Raw genomic sequence first — 14,566 nt, 5'->3', positions numbered from 1 at the left:
TTGACTCGACTACAGCGGAAATGAAGCCGAATAGCGCCACAGAAACGCCGGCGATTTATCGCGAGCAGATCGTCTGCAGAAATTTCGGTCTTATCATTGGCGAAAAGCTGATGGCTCATACGCAGAATGCACTGACGCCTGCTCCCCATCCGTCTTCTACCGGTTAAGCACGTCCGCCACACTGCTAATCCGATAGCATAACGGCATCATCTTAAAGCGCCCTCTTCGAAGATGCCAGTCAGCATAAGCGTCATCCGAAGAATGGAGCATGGGTCTTTAGCCTCGCGAGCGTGACCGGGACAGATGTGATCAGCGGTAACCGGAAGAACCAGGTGTACCAGCTTTCAATGGGATGCCCTGGCTATGGTCAGGTGTCAGAAAAAAATCAGGTCTCCTTCACGTCAGAATTTGAGGCTCAAGCAGCAGGACATCGGAAGGCAGGCAACTGCAAGTAGTTGCTGCTTGTTGAAAGCCGGTCTCGCGAAACCGATGCCGATGCCGATGCCGATGCCGATGCCGATGCCGATGCCGATGCCGAACATTAGGCGCTGTGTTTACCAGTTATTCATTTTCTATAGGTATTGCAAAGGTTCGTTTATTATTTTGCATCGACCAGCAGACATTCGAAGCTCCATCTACAAGTTTCATTTTTTCTAATTTGGAAGAACCAGTCCGGCTGAAACCGCAAGCCTTCTGAAAACGCCGTTGCTTATTTTATAGTTTTTATCAGAAAGCTTCTTTGCTTCAATTGCTATCCTCATATTACATAAAAGGTAAACTATCTGATCATCAAAGCCCTCTCTTAAAAGATTTTTAATTATAAGATTAAGAGAGTACTTTGAAACAAGATCGTCGATAGCTTTTTCTTTTTTCCACCCCTCCATTCTCTTTAGATATAACGCTGCTGCTTTTTCATTATCGCTGCCCGTGCTAAGTAATTGGTCTATTCTTTCAGGGCGCGGCTTTAAATTATCATGAACACATGCTGCTGGCAGTAACTGTATAGAGCAACCACAATCTACCCACCACTCGTATCGATTTGTCAGAACCGGCCCCTTCCAGCATGAAAATTCGTCCAAGTCATCCCAATGCTTCACAACTTCTTTATTGACACCTCGGCATAATCCATTCCAGTCTCGCTCAACGTGAAACGAGCCGCAGTCTTGACCGGAAAGCTGCTCAATTTTACCAAAGGTTATCTCACTCGCATAAGCGCAGTCGTTGCCACACAAATATGCAGTTTGTACGCTAGACAGTGTATGTACTCCGCAACTACGGTCTCTCTGGACATCATATAGAGCATAGATAGATTGTGCGTAAGCTCTTTGCACACCCTGGATGTCAAGTGTAGTTATAGCATCCCCACCGACCCTATCCCGGCCGCAGGCGCGCGGTTCGATAGTTTGCAGGTCAGGACGTTGCAAGCTACAAGTACCACCATGAATTGAGAATTGGCAATTCGAATAATGCATTATAGAGTCAAGGTCATACTCATTAAGCAGTGCTAGGTTACTATCAGTCTCAAAATTTGACACAGCTTCAGATTTTATATTGTGATATCGTACTAAGACGTAGTTGTCTCGATCGGGCCTAGATTGCTCATGCCGCATTCCTATCGCATGTCCGATTTCATGTCGAATTATTGAAGGGATATTCCAGTGATCAACATGAACTGTTAGATCTTGGACGCCTCCTATTCTCCCAACATATGAACAACTTACACTTCCCTTTGAGCATCCTTCGCCGCTATGATTTCTCACTAAGATATAATCATTTTGAGTTGTACGTCGAACGCATTGTAAAGGGGTTGATGCAGTCCAAGCATTACAAGATTGCTCGAACCTGCTAATCTGGTCTTGCGTTACTTCTGCACTGAAGTCATAAACCAAGACTCCGCTTGGCCAAAGGTTAGAAGTAAATCCAGACGATCTGAGGTCATCAATATTATAAATTATATCCCCAGAGTATAGTCTATTTCCGTCGCGGACTCCGCTTAGCTGTTGTATATCAGTTTCGGTTAGTGGTGAATTATTAGCGCCAGAGAATGCGGCAGACCTCGCAATTGTTGGCAGAGCAGGAAGGGTTAGTAAAGTAGCTAATAAAACTAAATGGAGGGTAGTTGGCGAGGCAAGCATCAGTTCGCCCTCGTTCAGAGATTACTTGTGTTGGTGGCATGGACATCTGAAGGGCATTCCATTAGAACGGTCACAATAAAGGTATTTTCTCTTTTTTCTACAAGCTCGCTTTGCTTATCTTTAAGGTGTTTGCACTCGGGACAATCATCTCCTATGATCAGTCCTTTTCCTAGTCCTACCCCAACCCCAGTGCCGGCTCCGCTTCCAATAGAGCGTGCAATGCATCCAAGTTTTTCATAACGCCCTATCTGCTCTTGAGCTAATAGAGTTGCTTCAGCATTGCTTTTGGATGATTCGCCTGAAATTATTATTGATTTGTTCGAGCATGCTGTCATCGAAAAAGCGGCTAGAACAAGACACATACTCATAATGATTTTATTAATCTCTTTCAATTTAGGGCTCCTTGGATATGAGCTGCACCTTAATTCTAAATGAGCTGCGACTTATATAGCCCAGAGTAGCTTGTGAATGGTTTTCTTCAAGAACCTCTAAAGAAATTCCGACCAAGAGATCAGTTATGGGAGAATTTTCAGCCACAGCAACGTTCAGAGCAGCCATTGCCGTGAGCGTAAGCCGAGATTGGGTCTTTCAAATGCTATCGAGACTCTGTTGACGTTATCTCATCTGAGGTAAAGAAAGTGTTGCCGCAACAGCGCCCTTAGCACTGAAGGTCTGAGCCTAAAAAAATTCACACGCACATCACCAAATTGAGGGTTGATACAACGCGTATCAGTGCTCAAACCCGCAAGACTGACTGCGAATCTGCCTTAGTGCCGCTTGTACATTTTTGCCAGACAATGGCTTTATCCCTCTACCTCGTAGTCACGGTGGGAGCGATCACCAAGCATGTCCCCAATTTGACACGATCGCCGTGTTGGAAGAAATTGATGATCCGCCTCTTATCTTCGACCTGAAATCCTGTGGCTGTATCTGCAGCCAAAATTTTCGACACGATCGATTGGATGTTTCCCAACCGGCCGCTGGCCCAGTCGATTACTGGGTGTCTGGTTTCCTAATAGGAGTGACAAATTGCTGACTCGGCCCGACAAAGACGCGCTACGTGCGATGCTCGAATCGCAAGTTCAAGAAAAGCTACAGCATGACCCTGACGCGGTTACGACTTATGCAGCACAGCCTGAACCCGAACGAAAGCCATACACCAGTAAGCCCACGGTTCAGGACAAGGCGTTTCACAGGGAGCTCGATCAGATGCGTGCGGATGCTGAAGCGGGAGTGATTCATAAGCCGTTATCCGATCCGACTGAAGATGGCAAACCCAGCCTTGCGCTCGATGATTACCCAGGCTTGAAAGAGGCAGGCTCTGCATCAAATCAGTGGTGATGGTTTGGCGCCTGTGCTGCGGTAATCGGCACCTGGCCGCCCTCCTCTTATGCAGCCTGTCGACGCATGGTCAGGATGGCTGCTCCGAAGCAGATGAACGTCGCCCCAACTACCTGGCTGACCCGCAGGGCAGCTAGCTCGGGACGGGTCAACACGCCCTTGGCCCAAGAGACCAGTGCGGCATACAGACTAAGAGACGTCACCGAGACCGATCACGCGAGCCTAATAGCTCCGCCCTGGATATCGTCACGCGCCGCTCGTAAGTCAATAGCGTCCTGGTTGAGTCGGTGAATGAGGTTGAGCAATCGTTGACGCAACACCTCGTCCTGGAGCTGCTCAGCAGCACGCATCACATCAAGTGCCGCTACCTCATTGTTGGTGGCGACGGAGTCGAGCAGTTTACGCATGCTTCTTGATGGCCGATTCATCTCCAACTCCCTGGATTTCAGTGACGCGAATGATATGGCCAGAATGTTGCGTCAGTATTTCAGCTGCACGAACTGGCTTGAATCACCAGCTTGGGCTGATTTGACGCTAGCTGGAGGGGTGCCCCATGAGGTGTCAATTACGCTTGTCGCGCCATTCCGTGATGTAGCTAAATCGCTACCATTAAGCCGGGCCTTGCCCGAATGAGCGATTACAACAATCAACATCAGGTGCTACGGCTGACTGAGGCGCGTGACGAAGCTCAAGCGAGCCCTTCCCTCTCCGGCCAACCGAAAAGGTCGAGTACACATGTCGTTTCTACTCCCAGTCCAAGTCCACAGAGGGAGGAAACGCGACGATGTCATTCTGCGTTCAACCGGGTCGTGAAATACCGTGATGACGCAGTTTGCGATAGAGCGTATTGCGGCTGATCCCTAGGCGAGCGGCAACATGGGCGATATGCCAGTGTTCCGCCTCAATCAATGTGAGCAGTGTCTGCCGCTCGGATACGCCCAGCGGATTTTCGGCCAGCGCAACTGTAGCTGGCACTGCCGGCAGTAACTCCGCCAAATCGTCCAGGGTGACACGCCCCTCCAATGCCAACGCTACCAGTGTGCGCAGGCACGTACGCAGCTGCCGGACATTGCCCGGCCAAGGCTGCGCCAGCAAGCGCTCTCTGACGCCCGCCTCCAGCCGAACTCGGGCCCCTGCTGCCTCCTCGCGCAGCAATAGGTCGAGCAAACGGCCCTTGTCTGAACGCTCACACAACGGCGGGAGCTGCACGGCGAACCCAGCAATGCGGTAAAACAAATCTTCGCGAAAACGCCCTTCGGCCACACAGGTGTGCAGATCCTGGTTGCTGGCACTGATAAGGCGAATATCGAGCGGACGTGCCGTCTCGCCGCCTAGCGGCATCACCTGGCGTTCCTCCAACACGCGTAGCAGGCGAGTCTGTAACGCCAGTGGCATATCGGCGATTTCATCGAGAAATAGAATGCCGCCATTGGCCTGCTCCAGCTTACCGATCATTCCGTCCTTGCGCGCACCAGTGAAGCTGCCGCCGCGATAGCCGAACAGCTCGCTCTCGATCAGCGTTTCTGGAATGGCCGCGCAATTGATCGCCACAAACGGCTTGCTGACTCTGGAGCTGGCGCGGTGCAGCGCCGCAGCAAAGGCTTCTTTGCCGGTACCGGTTTCGCCCTGTAAAAACACCGGCACGTCACGCTCCAACACACGCAATGCGCGAGCAAAGCCGCGTTGCAGGCGCGGGTCTTCCAGACACACGTGCACGTCGTTAAGCTGAGAGCGCCGAATATGCGGGGCTCCCCATTAAAGCGCCAGACTCGATACCCTTGACCGGAAATGTCCAGCTCCAAGCAAAGGCACTCGCGAACATATCCGCGACCCCACCCGACCTTATCGTCTCATCACCCTTCGAACGAGCAATTGCAACCGCATTCCATAACCCACAATGACCGAGCGCGCGCGACAAGCGGTGTTGTGAAACGACTCGGTTACAATAAACATCTCAAGGTTCTGGATATTCGGTGATCGCAACTCCTTTGCGCCCTAGCTGTTTCACTCCGTACATAGCTTGATCCGCTGCTTTGAGCAATGCGTCGAGGCTCTGTCCATGTAACGGGCAAATTGATACGCCGATACTGCATGAAAGCGAAAGCTCCCCAGCGCTTGTCACAACCGTACCCGCAATGGAGTCGAGCACCCTCGCCGCTCTGGTTTCAGCACTCTCTGGATTAGATAGATCCGTAATCAGAATCACGAACTCGTCACCTCCGTAGCGGGCGACGGTATCAGTCGAGCGAGTGGCCTTAAGCATGCGACCAGCGACCGCTTGAAGAACCTGATCACCGATCTCATGACCGTGCTGATCATTTATCTGTTTGAAATGATCCAGATCGATCAACAGCACCGCAAATGGTTCCGCGCGCTCTTTCCAATCGGAGAAGGCTTGCTGAAAACGATCAGCAAATAGATAGCGGTTTGGCAGATCGGTGAGCACGTCATGGGTCGCAAGATAGGCGGATCTTTCGTGCTCAACCTCAGCCCTTTCCATCGCCCTAAAGTGCCGAATCAGTACCCCTGGAATAAGGAAGAGAGCCGCTGCGAGAATCGCAAGGATGATCAGTGCTTGCGCAGTCAGAACGTCTCCAAAACGCAACTGACGCTCAAACAGCAATGTCATCGGTTGCGAGGTACTTCTGATTTCAACTCGATCAGTTAGGCGCGGCAGAAATAGACGGTCAAGAACGCCTGCATTGTGGGCGTCCGTAGAGAACACATTACTTTCAGACCCTACACCGGCTTTCATGACGGCGCTGATATGAACCAAGGGATCTATGTTCGCATCATTGACCGCATCCAACAGCGAGCCGGTCTTGATTAAAAGCAAAGACACCATGGTGCTGCCGAAAAAATTGGGCCGATTGCTCTCCCTTAAATTTTCGGGCCGACTCACGGACTGCATGAGAATGTAAGCGCTGCCTCCTTCGTACATAGAGAAGACAGGTGATACAACCGGCTTCGGATTATTGTGAGTGCGGGCCAACGCGTAGGACAGATGCCCAACGGTTTCCAACCTAACGCCATAGATAGAACTGGATTCGGGAAGCGGCGGGTACATAAACAACACAGGCCAGGTCTCACTGAGGTAGGCCTGATGCTGGGCAGGTTGCTGGGTGAGACTCGGGAAGTCTTTGAGCTCAAAGTCCGGACGCCAGGTGCGGCGCATCAGAGTCTCAAATGCAGCCTGCTCCACGATGGGAACCGCCCTCGCCGCCTCAAGCATGTAAATATGAGGGTATGCAGACAAAACGGCTGACGCATAACGAGCTGCGGCTTCCGTGTCGCTCTGATCGACCGCTTGGAGAAATGCAGAGAACCCCGACAATACCGCTTCATTGGTATCAAGCTGATTTCGCACGATGCTCGAGATGTTCTGCACGTAATCCGAGAAGCGTGTCTCCCTGCGTTGAGTTTCTGACTTAAGCAGTAATAGAGCCGAAAAACCAACCAAGCCGACAGCCAAGACAATGAATCCCAATAAAGACCTGCGCCGTTTAGTCAACATCATCCTGATATCCCTATGCGCAGTGTAATGCGTGGTGCTTCGGCCAACCTCATAGGGCTCAGCTCGCGCGGTTTTGGGGCGTTACCGCTGCTCCAATCTCGTATGAAGCGACCATCGCCAATTCTAGGGCATATCGCCATCATTCAGAAAGCAGGATCTCGACTCTGGAACTGCGACCCCTGACAACGCTCGGTAGAAATGAGGCAGAACAGTCATGGCATGCGCTACTGCGGACTGAGTTGCCAGGCCACACTACGTGAAGATGTTAGGTCGAGCCAGGCCAGGGCCCGAAGGAGCGATAGCCAATGAACCTGAAGGCCTCAAATCCGCCAGACCGTTGGTAAATCGCATACAAGCACTCCCCTCCCCAGTCCACCGATAAGATCGAAAATAGCTCTCGCTTCCACTCTCGTCCTCAACATATCCAGTGGGCGCTTTGAACCGAGCCCTCGAGCCGGCGAGTTCATCCATTCCGTTGCAGCGGTGACGTCATCCTCGAACATGGTTAAGGCGTTCTCAAAGACAGCAATCAATGCGACCAAACGGTCGCTTTCAACGGTGCTGAAGCGGCCCGCCTTTGCCCTACGTGCTAGTGATACAGGTGATACGCCAATGGCCTGAGAAATGACATTCCGCCCCACCTGCAGGCTGCTCTCTATGTGATTGAGATACTCGTAAGGAAGACCTCGGTGTATGAGGTCATGAAGGGTTGTGCCGCGCGAGGGCAGCCCTAAGGTTGACCAAATGTTTCCAAGAGCTGGTGGGCTTGGTAGTTACTCTTTGATCGATGACAGCATCTGTGCCTTCCTCAGAAAACCTAAAGCTTAGCCGGGCCCTGCTGGCCCGACGCATCGACTATAGGAAAAATGGCTAAACACGGTACCTACTGCTAACCGTGCTTCATGCGATGAGAAGCATGGTGCACCGTCATAAATTGTCTCAGCTTAAGCCCGTCCCGTTCTTGAAGTCGTCTCCTTTTGCCGGTACTTGTAGGTCACCAATGTCATGCACGGAAATCATTCATGCAAGCAAGATTTAGGGTGATTGAAACAACCAAGCTGGACGATGGCACAAAGCGATACAGGGTGGTTGATCTTGTAGAGGGAGGTTCAGCTAGCAAGCATGGCGTATTCAAAGTCAGACTGGAGGCAGACGCTGTTTGTTCGCTCCTGAATACTGAGCATCCGCGTCAAAGTGGTGTAAGTCGTGCTTCCGCTGGCTCCTGATCCACTCGTTTCGGAAACCGGGCGCCTGATGACAATGCGGAAGTGAATTCCTATAGCGCAGTCACGGACTCCCGTTCCGAAAGGACGCTTTGAAGCCGCTCAAGGTTAATCCGCTTACACTCTACCTCAGCCTCTTCTCGGGTCTGATAGGTAATCTTCAGCCGAAGCTTCTCCTCATTGCCATAGAGGTTGAAGCCTATAGGTGCAGTCTGACAGTAGAAGCGCGATCCGTTTCGCATGGAACCCGTTTACGTTCGAATTGCAGGGACAACAACAAATCTCGATATCAACTTAACGCCCTCTAAAAGCCCCCTTCACCATTAGCGGCCATAAGCCGCCATCGCAAGCGACCGTTGTCAGTTTCCGATGAGGAACACGACCGGACATGAGTCGATCGGAAGCTTCGTAAAAAAGGCACGGGATCTACCTTGTGGGCGACACTGCTCTCTCCCTCCGTATTCGCTGGCTAATATCCGAAAGATCAAAATGGTACATATGATTATTCATTTCATATTTAATTTTTTTCAAAGGGCAAATCTTAGGGGGTGAGAGCTCTGTGCTCGCCTATACTAATAATATTAAATCATGCTGGTGAGCTCGGCTAACAAGGCATTGATAAATATAGATATTTAAAATTTGTTTGCCTTGGAGGTCGCGGGTTAAGAAATATTTCGTCGTGATGGTTTGGTGTCGTTAAGAGGTTTTGATATGAACGTCTTGTTGAAAGAACTTCAGGCATATCATCATGAGGTGGCTATAAAAATCACTCAGCTCAAAGAGTTGCTGAGGAAGATGAGTCATGAATCCGATGGTGCTGATGACTGCAAGCTGTTGTTCAAGATGCTGGAAGCCATGCATGGTGATCCAGAACGACACCACCATGAAAATGAAGAACTTATTCGGCTGGCTTTGCTAGGGACTGAGGCACCGATCCACCAACGGGTCAAGGATATCGAGCGAGATCATCAAGCATTTGGGCGCATTGCTGGACAGCTGAAGATGTTGGAGGACACAACTCAGGAAACGAGAGTAATTGCTGACACTATCGATGACTTTATAAAAAAATATTTCGATCATATGGACTCGGAGGAAAATATTTTCTTTCCGTTGGCAGATAAGTGGCTGTCAGACGAGCAGTGGCAGGAAATAAAGCGTCAGTGGCATTAATTGGGTCTTACCGTAGACCTTAAAAATTTAGCTACTACTCAACCGCTAAAAATGAGATGTCACTCACTGGGGCTCTGAAAATGATCGACGCAGAACTGCTGAAACTGGTGGTTGAAGCATCCAACGATGGCATCGTGGTAGCAGAGCAGGAAGGCGACGAAAACATCCTGATCTATGCTAACCCCGCCTTCCAGCGCCTGACGGGGTACAGCGTTGACGACATCCTGTACCAGGATTGCCGCTTCCTGCAGGGTGATGACCGTAACCAAGCTGGTTTGACAGTCATCCGCGAGGCGTTAAGGAATCATCTCCCCTGTCGCCAAGTCATTCGCAACTATCGAAAGGACGGCAGCGCCTTCTGGAACGAACTGTCGATCACCCCAGTGTTCAACGACACCGATCAACTCACCTACTTCATCGGTATCCAGAAGGACGTCAGCGTTGAAGTTGAGGCCAAGGAACGAGTGCGTGAACTGGAAGCTGAACTCGCACTGTTGAAGAAGCAACTCGGATAGTAGGAACGCAAAGATTAACTCCGTACGGACTTGATAAGTTAACGCTCCAGCAATGTCCGGTCTAATAAAGTCCCCTGTTCAAACACCAAATATTGGTTGTCGTTTAGCAAGGTTCTAACTCCAAGTCCAAGTCACCGGCCGCCAGGATTTCTTCTCTGCAAAAATCGCCTAAATTGCTGCAGAGCTTCGATTCGATTGGAGATAAAAGGTGGTCATCCTTACGACCGCGCCGTGTTGAACACTAACATCGGTCTGCTGAGAAATCTCATATGCCGTTTCAGCTACCTTACTGACTTGGAGCTCACACGCAACCTGATCCGTGACTACCGTCGCAAACCTAACCACCTTTCAGAGCATGCATACGGTGTCCTAAACCGAGTTGTGCGTCGGGTCAATCGTGCCCGCATGCTACTTGCGTCTTCTTCAGTATCGGGAACAGGTGGCACATCTCCTCAATATCTTCATTAATGTCTTTGCGACATATCTCTTGTTAACCCAGGTGATGCCATACATTAGCAGTCATCAATATCAACTACACAATTCCTACCCTTGGATTTTGCATGATAGAGAGCACTATCTGCGGAGATTAACAGCTCCTTGAGAGTGGATCGCGATTGACTCATCGAGGCACACCCAATACTGACTGTGATTTTGATTTCCTCACCACCAGCATCGACACTAGATGCTTCAATGCTGCTCCTTAGTCGCTCCGCAATAACTGAAGCCTCGAGGCTATTACTCTTAGGTAACATAACAACAAATTCTTCGCCTCCAAACCTAGCTATAGTATCTCCGGGGCGAAGAACCCCCTCGGCAATTTTGGCTATCGACTTAAGAACTTCATCGCCAATGGGATGCCCCCAGCTATCATTAACATGCTTGAAGTGATCGGCGTCTAGCATGATTATAGATATTGAGTGCTCGTATCGACCTGCCCGCGCAAACTCTTTCTCGGCCAAGTTGAAAAAGTGGGCACGATTAATTGCGCCTGTGAGGTGGTCTTTAGTGAGCAAGTTGGCCAGATTGTCACTCGACACCTTTCGCTCGGTGATATCTCGAAACACCACCGTATAGCCAGAAAACTTGTCATCTTCGTCACGCAGAACGGCGATCATTGTTTGAGCAAAAAAATTGTGTCCTGATTTGTGCTGGCAGCTATAGTCTCGAGAGTGCCAACCTTCTTCACGTGCGAACGTGAGTTGCTCCTTCAAAACATCCACTTCCAAAGCGGACAAGCTATAGAAGCGGCCCAACGTCTCACCAATAGCCTCGGACTCCGTGTAACCTGTTAAACGCTCTGCCGAAGGGCTCCAGCTATTAATTACTCCCTGTTCAGTCAAGCCGAGGACTGCGAAATCGTTAACAATCGTATAGATGGCATCCAGCCATGAGTCTGTCTGCCTTAGCCTCCTTTCAGTTGCAACTTGGCAAGAAATATCAGTTAGAACTGTTATTAGAACCTCGTCATTGACCTTTACAATTGTACATGCGAGAACAATACCTCCGTCAGCTGCTGACGACACGTGGATTCTATGATTTACACATATTGATCCGCATGGTTCTCTAAAACTTGTCACTAAGTTACGTAGCTCAGGCGCAACGGAAGCAAGTGTTTCAAACAGATTTTCAAGACCAATAGACTTAACCAATGGCATCAATAATTGTGTTGCCATGGGATTAAGCATATCAATTTTTCCGCCGGGGTCGGTTCTTACCAGCCCTACTGGCGATAGATACATGAATGAAATTAATGCTTCGTACTCTGACTCGATTGAGTCATTGGTCAGCTCTATGCTACTCATTTTCACGCCCACTCAACCAGTAGGAAGCGGGTGTTATTATCAATCTTTTTAAGCAGTCTTAATCTTACTGGGACGGGCCTCATTCTAAGTGCTAGAACGTAAGAAATAATCACGTCCAACTCAGGTTCATTCTCAAATCTTTGAGCGACCATTGCGTTATTCAAGCAGGGAGCAATCTCCAAAAATAGATTCTTACCTAAAACACGCGCCTGTCGCAAGGCCGCACTTGTAGCTTCAAAAGTATTGTAAATCACCACTTCTGACGCGTCGCTAAAGCCAATTACCCCGAAGTTCAGAGTATCCAGTTGATCGAGTGCGCCCAACAATGCTTGAATCGATGCTTCTTCGAACGTAAGATTCATTTCCCTACTCACTCGCAAAGTACAATATTAATTTTTAAACGCCCCAGTCGGACTGTATTCACCCTGCCATATAGCAATAAACCCCTCTCCCCTTTTAGCATTAAACTATGAAGAACGGATGGCTATCTTCCAATTTAACCTTACCCTCTACTCCAATGTCTCGCATGTCAAGCGCTTACCTTCGGAACGTTGCAGAAAGAGCCTAGTATCAAATCAAGCATATCTACTCATTTTTTATTATGCCGTCCACTAATTGTATTTTTAGTACCCCCTTAACCTGTCATCCTGGAAGCTATCGATCCCTTTGGAGTTTTTTGTATTGATACTCAGATACAAAGAGCTTTATCTTTAGCGCCTTGGCCACGGCGCATTTGAGGCAATCTATGCTTTATGCCAAGACTTGGCAGTGACCAGAGCCATTGCTTCAAATGCAGGCTTGGCGAACCAATACCCCTGCATCAGATAAACCCCGCAGTCGGTAAGAAAATCCCGTTCCTCAGCATGTTCGATTCCTTCTGCAATGATTTCAATACCCATTTCCGCACATATTATGACAACACCACGGACGATAGCCTGACGGGAGCGATCACGATGGATATTACGCACTAAAGCTATATCGAGTTTTATAAGATCAGGTTGAAAATCTGCCAACAGGGTCAGTCCCGAATAACCAGATCCAAAGTCATCAATTGCTATTTTCAAACCGAACTCCCGATATACACGTAGAATGTTGGTCAGATGGTGATTATTTTCAATGTATTCGCTTTCGACTGTCTCGAAAATCAGCCGATCGAGCGGGAAGTCGTGAGTACGTGCGGCTTCCAACGTGCTTCTAATGCACAATTCTGCACGGTAAACCGCGTTGGGTAGAAAATTAATTGATAGGTGTTGAGTCATTCCAAGTTGCGAAGCAGTGGAAATAGCACGCATGCGGCAAAGCTGATCGAATCGATAACGGTTTTGATCGTTTACTTTCTCCAGCACTGACAACGCCCCCTCTCCATTAATGCCTCTCACCAACGCCTCATGTGCGAAAATTGTTTGATCGCGAACGTCCACTATTGGTTGAAAAGCGAAAGTAAAATCTAAATCCAGCTCAAGAGTGCTTTTGCAACCTTGGCAACCATTGGACGAAGTCAATGAGTTCGGGAAAATTGTCACGTCGCACTCCAAAAAATTAATACTATTTTTATGGTGGCTATTCCAATTAATGCCTGAGCATCGCAATAGACATTAAATAAACTTAGGAAGGACTTATAATGACTCGGCTGGGCCGTTTTGATTGTAGCAGTTTATTCTTGTATTGCTTCTTTCTGGCTGATAAATGCTCGTTTTTAGCCTTCGAAATACCACGACGAGGTCAAAAACGGTTATGGCTTAGACACTTAACCTTATTTTATACCGCCGGACTTTTTGACACAGGGAACTGTCAGTCGCTGATTGCAAGGCGCTATGCGGCGAAAATAGAGATCAAAATAATCAGAAGGAGAGCGTCAGATAAGTGGGCTTGGGGTAACGTGCTGAGTGAGTCGCTCCCAGCTACTTAGACTCTTCAGCGGATAGCTATGAGGCGGTAGCCACTTGACGCTGAAGTAGGAGTGATTCACAAGCCGAAGCTCGAACCTGAGGATAGAGACGTGCTCAGACTTGCGCTCGATGATTATCCGAATTTACAAAACGCACCTCCGAGGGCGTACAAACTCATGAGGTGAGCACGCACGATTAGGCTAGCAACCTGCTTACTTAACGCATGAAAATTTTAACAGTCTTCAGGCCAATCCCATCGAATTCTTACAATCGCTCTTCGATCTCAAGGTGATCGCCACTCACCTCAAAGATATTCCCCTCCCGCCCCGAATACTCATCGCTGATCTTTCGGGCTAAAGCGTTCAATCGAGTTGAGGCTCGTTGGCACGAGACATTACGTTGCATGCATAAATGGAAGTCGAATCAGCTCATCCTTATTGCAGAGAAATTTGCTGAGCGCTCATATCTTCACTGCCTAGTCTTTACCGTGACAAACATCTTAATCCGGTCGTGAATCTCCTGAAGCGCATGGCGAAAAGGTTCATGTCGCTCACTGGTCGTCGGGTCTTCAAAACTCCACACGATGACCTCGCCGGAGGTCGGCATCCGTGCTGCCTCCTCGGAAGACTTGTCACACAGTGTGATCACGTAATGGAACTCCTGCCCCTCAAATTCACCTATTGATTTGCTGCGCAGGTCATTGGTCTCTATGCCTATGTGCTCGAGAGACTCCAAGGTTCTAGGGTCAACTTCACCAGGCTCAAGGCCAGCACTAAAAGCTTCGAAGTTTGAGGAGTCAGTGTGGCGAAGCAGCGCTTCTGCCCACACGGAACGGACATCATTCTTGGCGCAGACAAACAGCACCCGCATTTTGCCAGTCATTCCTTTCTCCTCCGCTCGAACAGTGATCTGAGAAAACGACAATCTCAGTTAAGCAGCGTTTGTGATCACCCGGCTTCAAGTCGATGGAATGTACT

At 49.2% G+C, this 14,566-nt stretch carries 13 protein-coding genes and 4 pseudogenes; 4 read left to right on the top strand and 13 right to left on the bottom strand.

Going from position 1 to position 14,566, the window contains the following annotated elements:
• Positions 1–278 precede the first annotated feature (278 nt).
• A pseudogene (locus ACA048_RS06850) lies at positions 279–455 on the top strand (endonuclease); the annotation flags it as partial.
• Here the strand turns inward: ACA048_RS06850 and ACA048_RS06845 are convergent.
• From ACA048_RS06845 to ACA048_RS06835, 3 genes are all read right to left on the bottom strand, one after another.
• The gene (locus ACA048_RS06845; protein WP_497628462.1) at positions 402–542 is read right to left on the bottom strand and encodes a hypothetical protein; all 141 of its coding nucleotides are present in this window, start codon (positions 540–542) and stop codon (positions 402–404) included. The pseudogene ACA048_RS06850 and the gene ACA048_RS06845 overlap by 54 nt on opposite strands.
• A 111-nt stretch (positions 543–653) precedes the next feature.
• Positions 654–2,135, bottom strand: coding sequence for a M12 family metallopeptidase (locus tag ACA048_RS06840; RefSeq protein WP_497628461.1), 1,482 nt, complete (start codon positions 2,133–2,135; stop codon positions 654–656).
• Positions 2,136–2,149: 14 nt separating this feature from the next.
• Complete coding sequence (locus ACA048_RS06835) at positions 2,150–2,527, bottom strand: hypothetical protein (RefSeq protein ID WP_497628460.1); 378 nt, start codon at positions 2,525–2,527, stop codon at positions 2,150–2,152.
• A gap of 637 nt (positions 2,528–3,164) precedes the next feature.
• Between ACA048_RS06835 and ACA048_RS06830 the strand changes: the two genes are divergently transcribed.
• Positions 3,165–3,476, top strand: coding sequence for a hypothetical protein (locus ACA048_RS06830; RefSeq protein ID WP_497628459.1), 312 nt, complete (start codon positions 3,165–3,167; stop codon positions 3,474–3,476).
• Positions 3,477–3,523: 47 nt separating this feature from the next.
• Here ACA048_RS06830 and ACA048_RS06825 read toward each other — a convergent pair.
• The 5 genes and pseudogenes from ACA048_RS06825 to ACA048_RS06805 form a co-directional block, all read right to left on the bottom strand.
• Positions 3,524–3,688, bottom strand: a pseudogene (locus ACA048_RS06825) (LysE family translocator); the annotation flags it as partial.
• Entirely contained in the window at positions 3,689–3,904 is a 216-nt protein-coding gene (locus tag ACA048_RS06820; RefSeq protein ID WP_497628458.1) for a hypothetical protein, read from the bottom strand. It lies immediately after the preceding pseudogene.
• 370 nt (positions 3,905–4,274) lie between these two features.
• A pseudogene (locus tag ACA048_RS06815) lies at positions 4,275–5,204 on the bottom strand (sigma-54-dependent Fis family transcriptional regulator); the annotation flags it as partial.
• A 226-nt stretch (positions 5,205–5,430) separates the two neighbouring features.
• Positions 5,431–6,990: a sensor domain-containing diguanylate cyclase gene (locus ACA048_RS06810; RefSeq protein ID WP_497629817.1), complete on the bottom strand. Its 1,560-nt coding sequence runs from the start codon at positions 6,988–6,990 to the stop codon at positions 5,431–5,433.
• Positions 6,991–7,310: 320 nt separating this feature from the next.
• Entirely contained in the window at positions 7,311–7,736 is a 426-nt protein-coding gene (locus tag ACA048_RS06805; protein WP_497629816.1) for an antitoxin Xre/MbcA/ParS toxin-binding domain-containing protein, read from the bottom strand.
• Positions 7,737–8,924: 1,188 nt separating this feature from the next.
• Between ACA048_RS06805 and ACA048_RS06800 the strand changes: the two genes are divergently transcribed.
• Both ACA048_RS06800 and ACA048_RS06795 read left to right on the top strand, forming a co-directional pair.
• Positions 8,925–9,383 (top strand): hemerythrin domain-containing protein, encoded by a 459-nt coding sequence (locus tag ACA048_RS06800; RefSeq protein WP_497628457.1) that lies wholly within the window; start codon positions 8,925–8,927, stop codon positions 9,381–9,383.
• Between the two features lie 80 nt (positions 9,384–9,463).
• Positions 9,464–9,898 carry a PAS domain-containing protein gene (locus tag ACA048_RS06795; protein ID WP_497628456.1) on the top strand — a complete coding sequence of 145 codons (435 nt, stop codon included), beginning with the start codon at positions 9,464–9,466 and terminating at the stop codon, positions 9,896–9,898.
• Positions 9,899–10,105: 207 nt separating this feature from the next.
• Here the strand turns inward: ACA048_RS06795 and ACA048_RS06790 are convergent.
• The 5 genes and pseudogenes from ACA048_RS06790 to ACA048_RS06770 all read right to left on the bottom strand — a co-directional run.
• Positions 10,106–10,246 (bottom strand): annotated as a pseudogene (locus tag ACA048_RS06790) (chemotaxis protein); the annotation flags it as partial.
• A 164-nt stretch (positions 10,247–10,410) separates the two neighbouring features.
• Positions 10,411–11,700: a sensor domain-containing diguanylate cyclase gene (locus ACA048_RS06785; RefSeq protein ID WP_497629815.1), complete on the bottom strand. Its 1,290-nt coding sequence runs from the start codon at positions 11,698–11,700 to the stop codon at positions 10,411–10,413.
• A 2-nt stretch (positions 11,701–11,702) separates the two neighbouring features.
• On the bottom strand, positions 11,703–12,062 hold the full coding sequence (locus ACA048_RS06780; RefSeq protein ID WP_497628455.1) for a hypothetical protein: 360 nt from the start codon (positions 12,060–12,062) through the stop codon (positions 11,703–11,705).
• Between the two features lie 381 nt (positions 12,063–12,443).
• The gene (rimA, locus tag ACA048_RS06775; RefSeq protein ID WP_497628454.1) at positions 12,444–13,223 is read right to left on the bottom strand and encodes a S6 modification regulatory phosphodiesterase RimA; all 780 of its coding nucleotides are present in this window, start codon (positions 13,221–13,223) and stop codon (positions 12,444–12,446) included.
• A gap of 834 nt (positions 13,224–14,057) precedes the next feature.
• Positions 14,058–14,471 (bottom strand): arsenate reductase ArsC, encoded by a 414-nt coding sequence (locus ACA048_RS06770; protein WP_497340277.1) that lies wholly within the window; start codon positions 14,469–14,471, stop codon positions 14,058–14,060.
• Positions 14,472–14,566: the final 95 nt, after the last annotated feature.

The sequence above is a fragment of the Pseudomonas sp. LBUM1659 genome (genome assembly GCF_059716045.1).
This window is presented reverse-complemented; position numbering and strand designations above follow the sequence as displayed.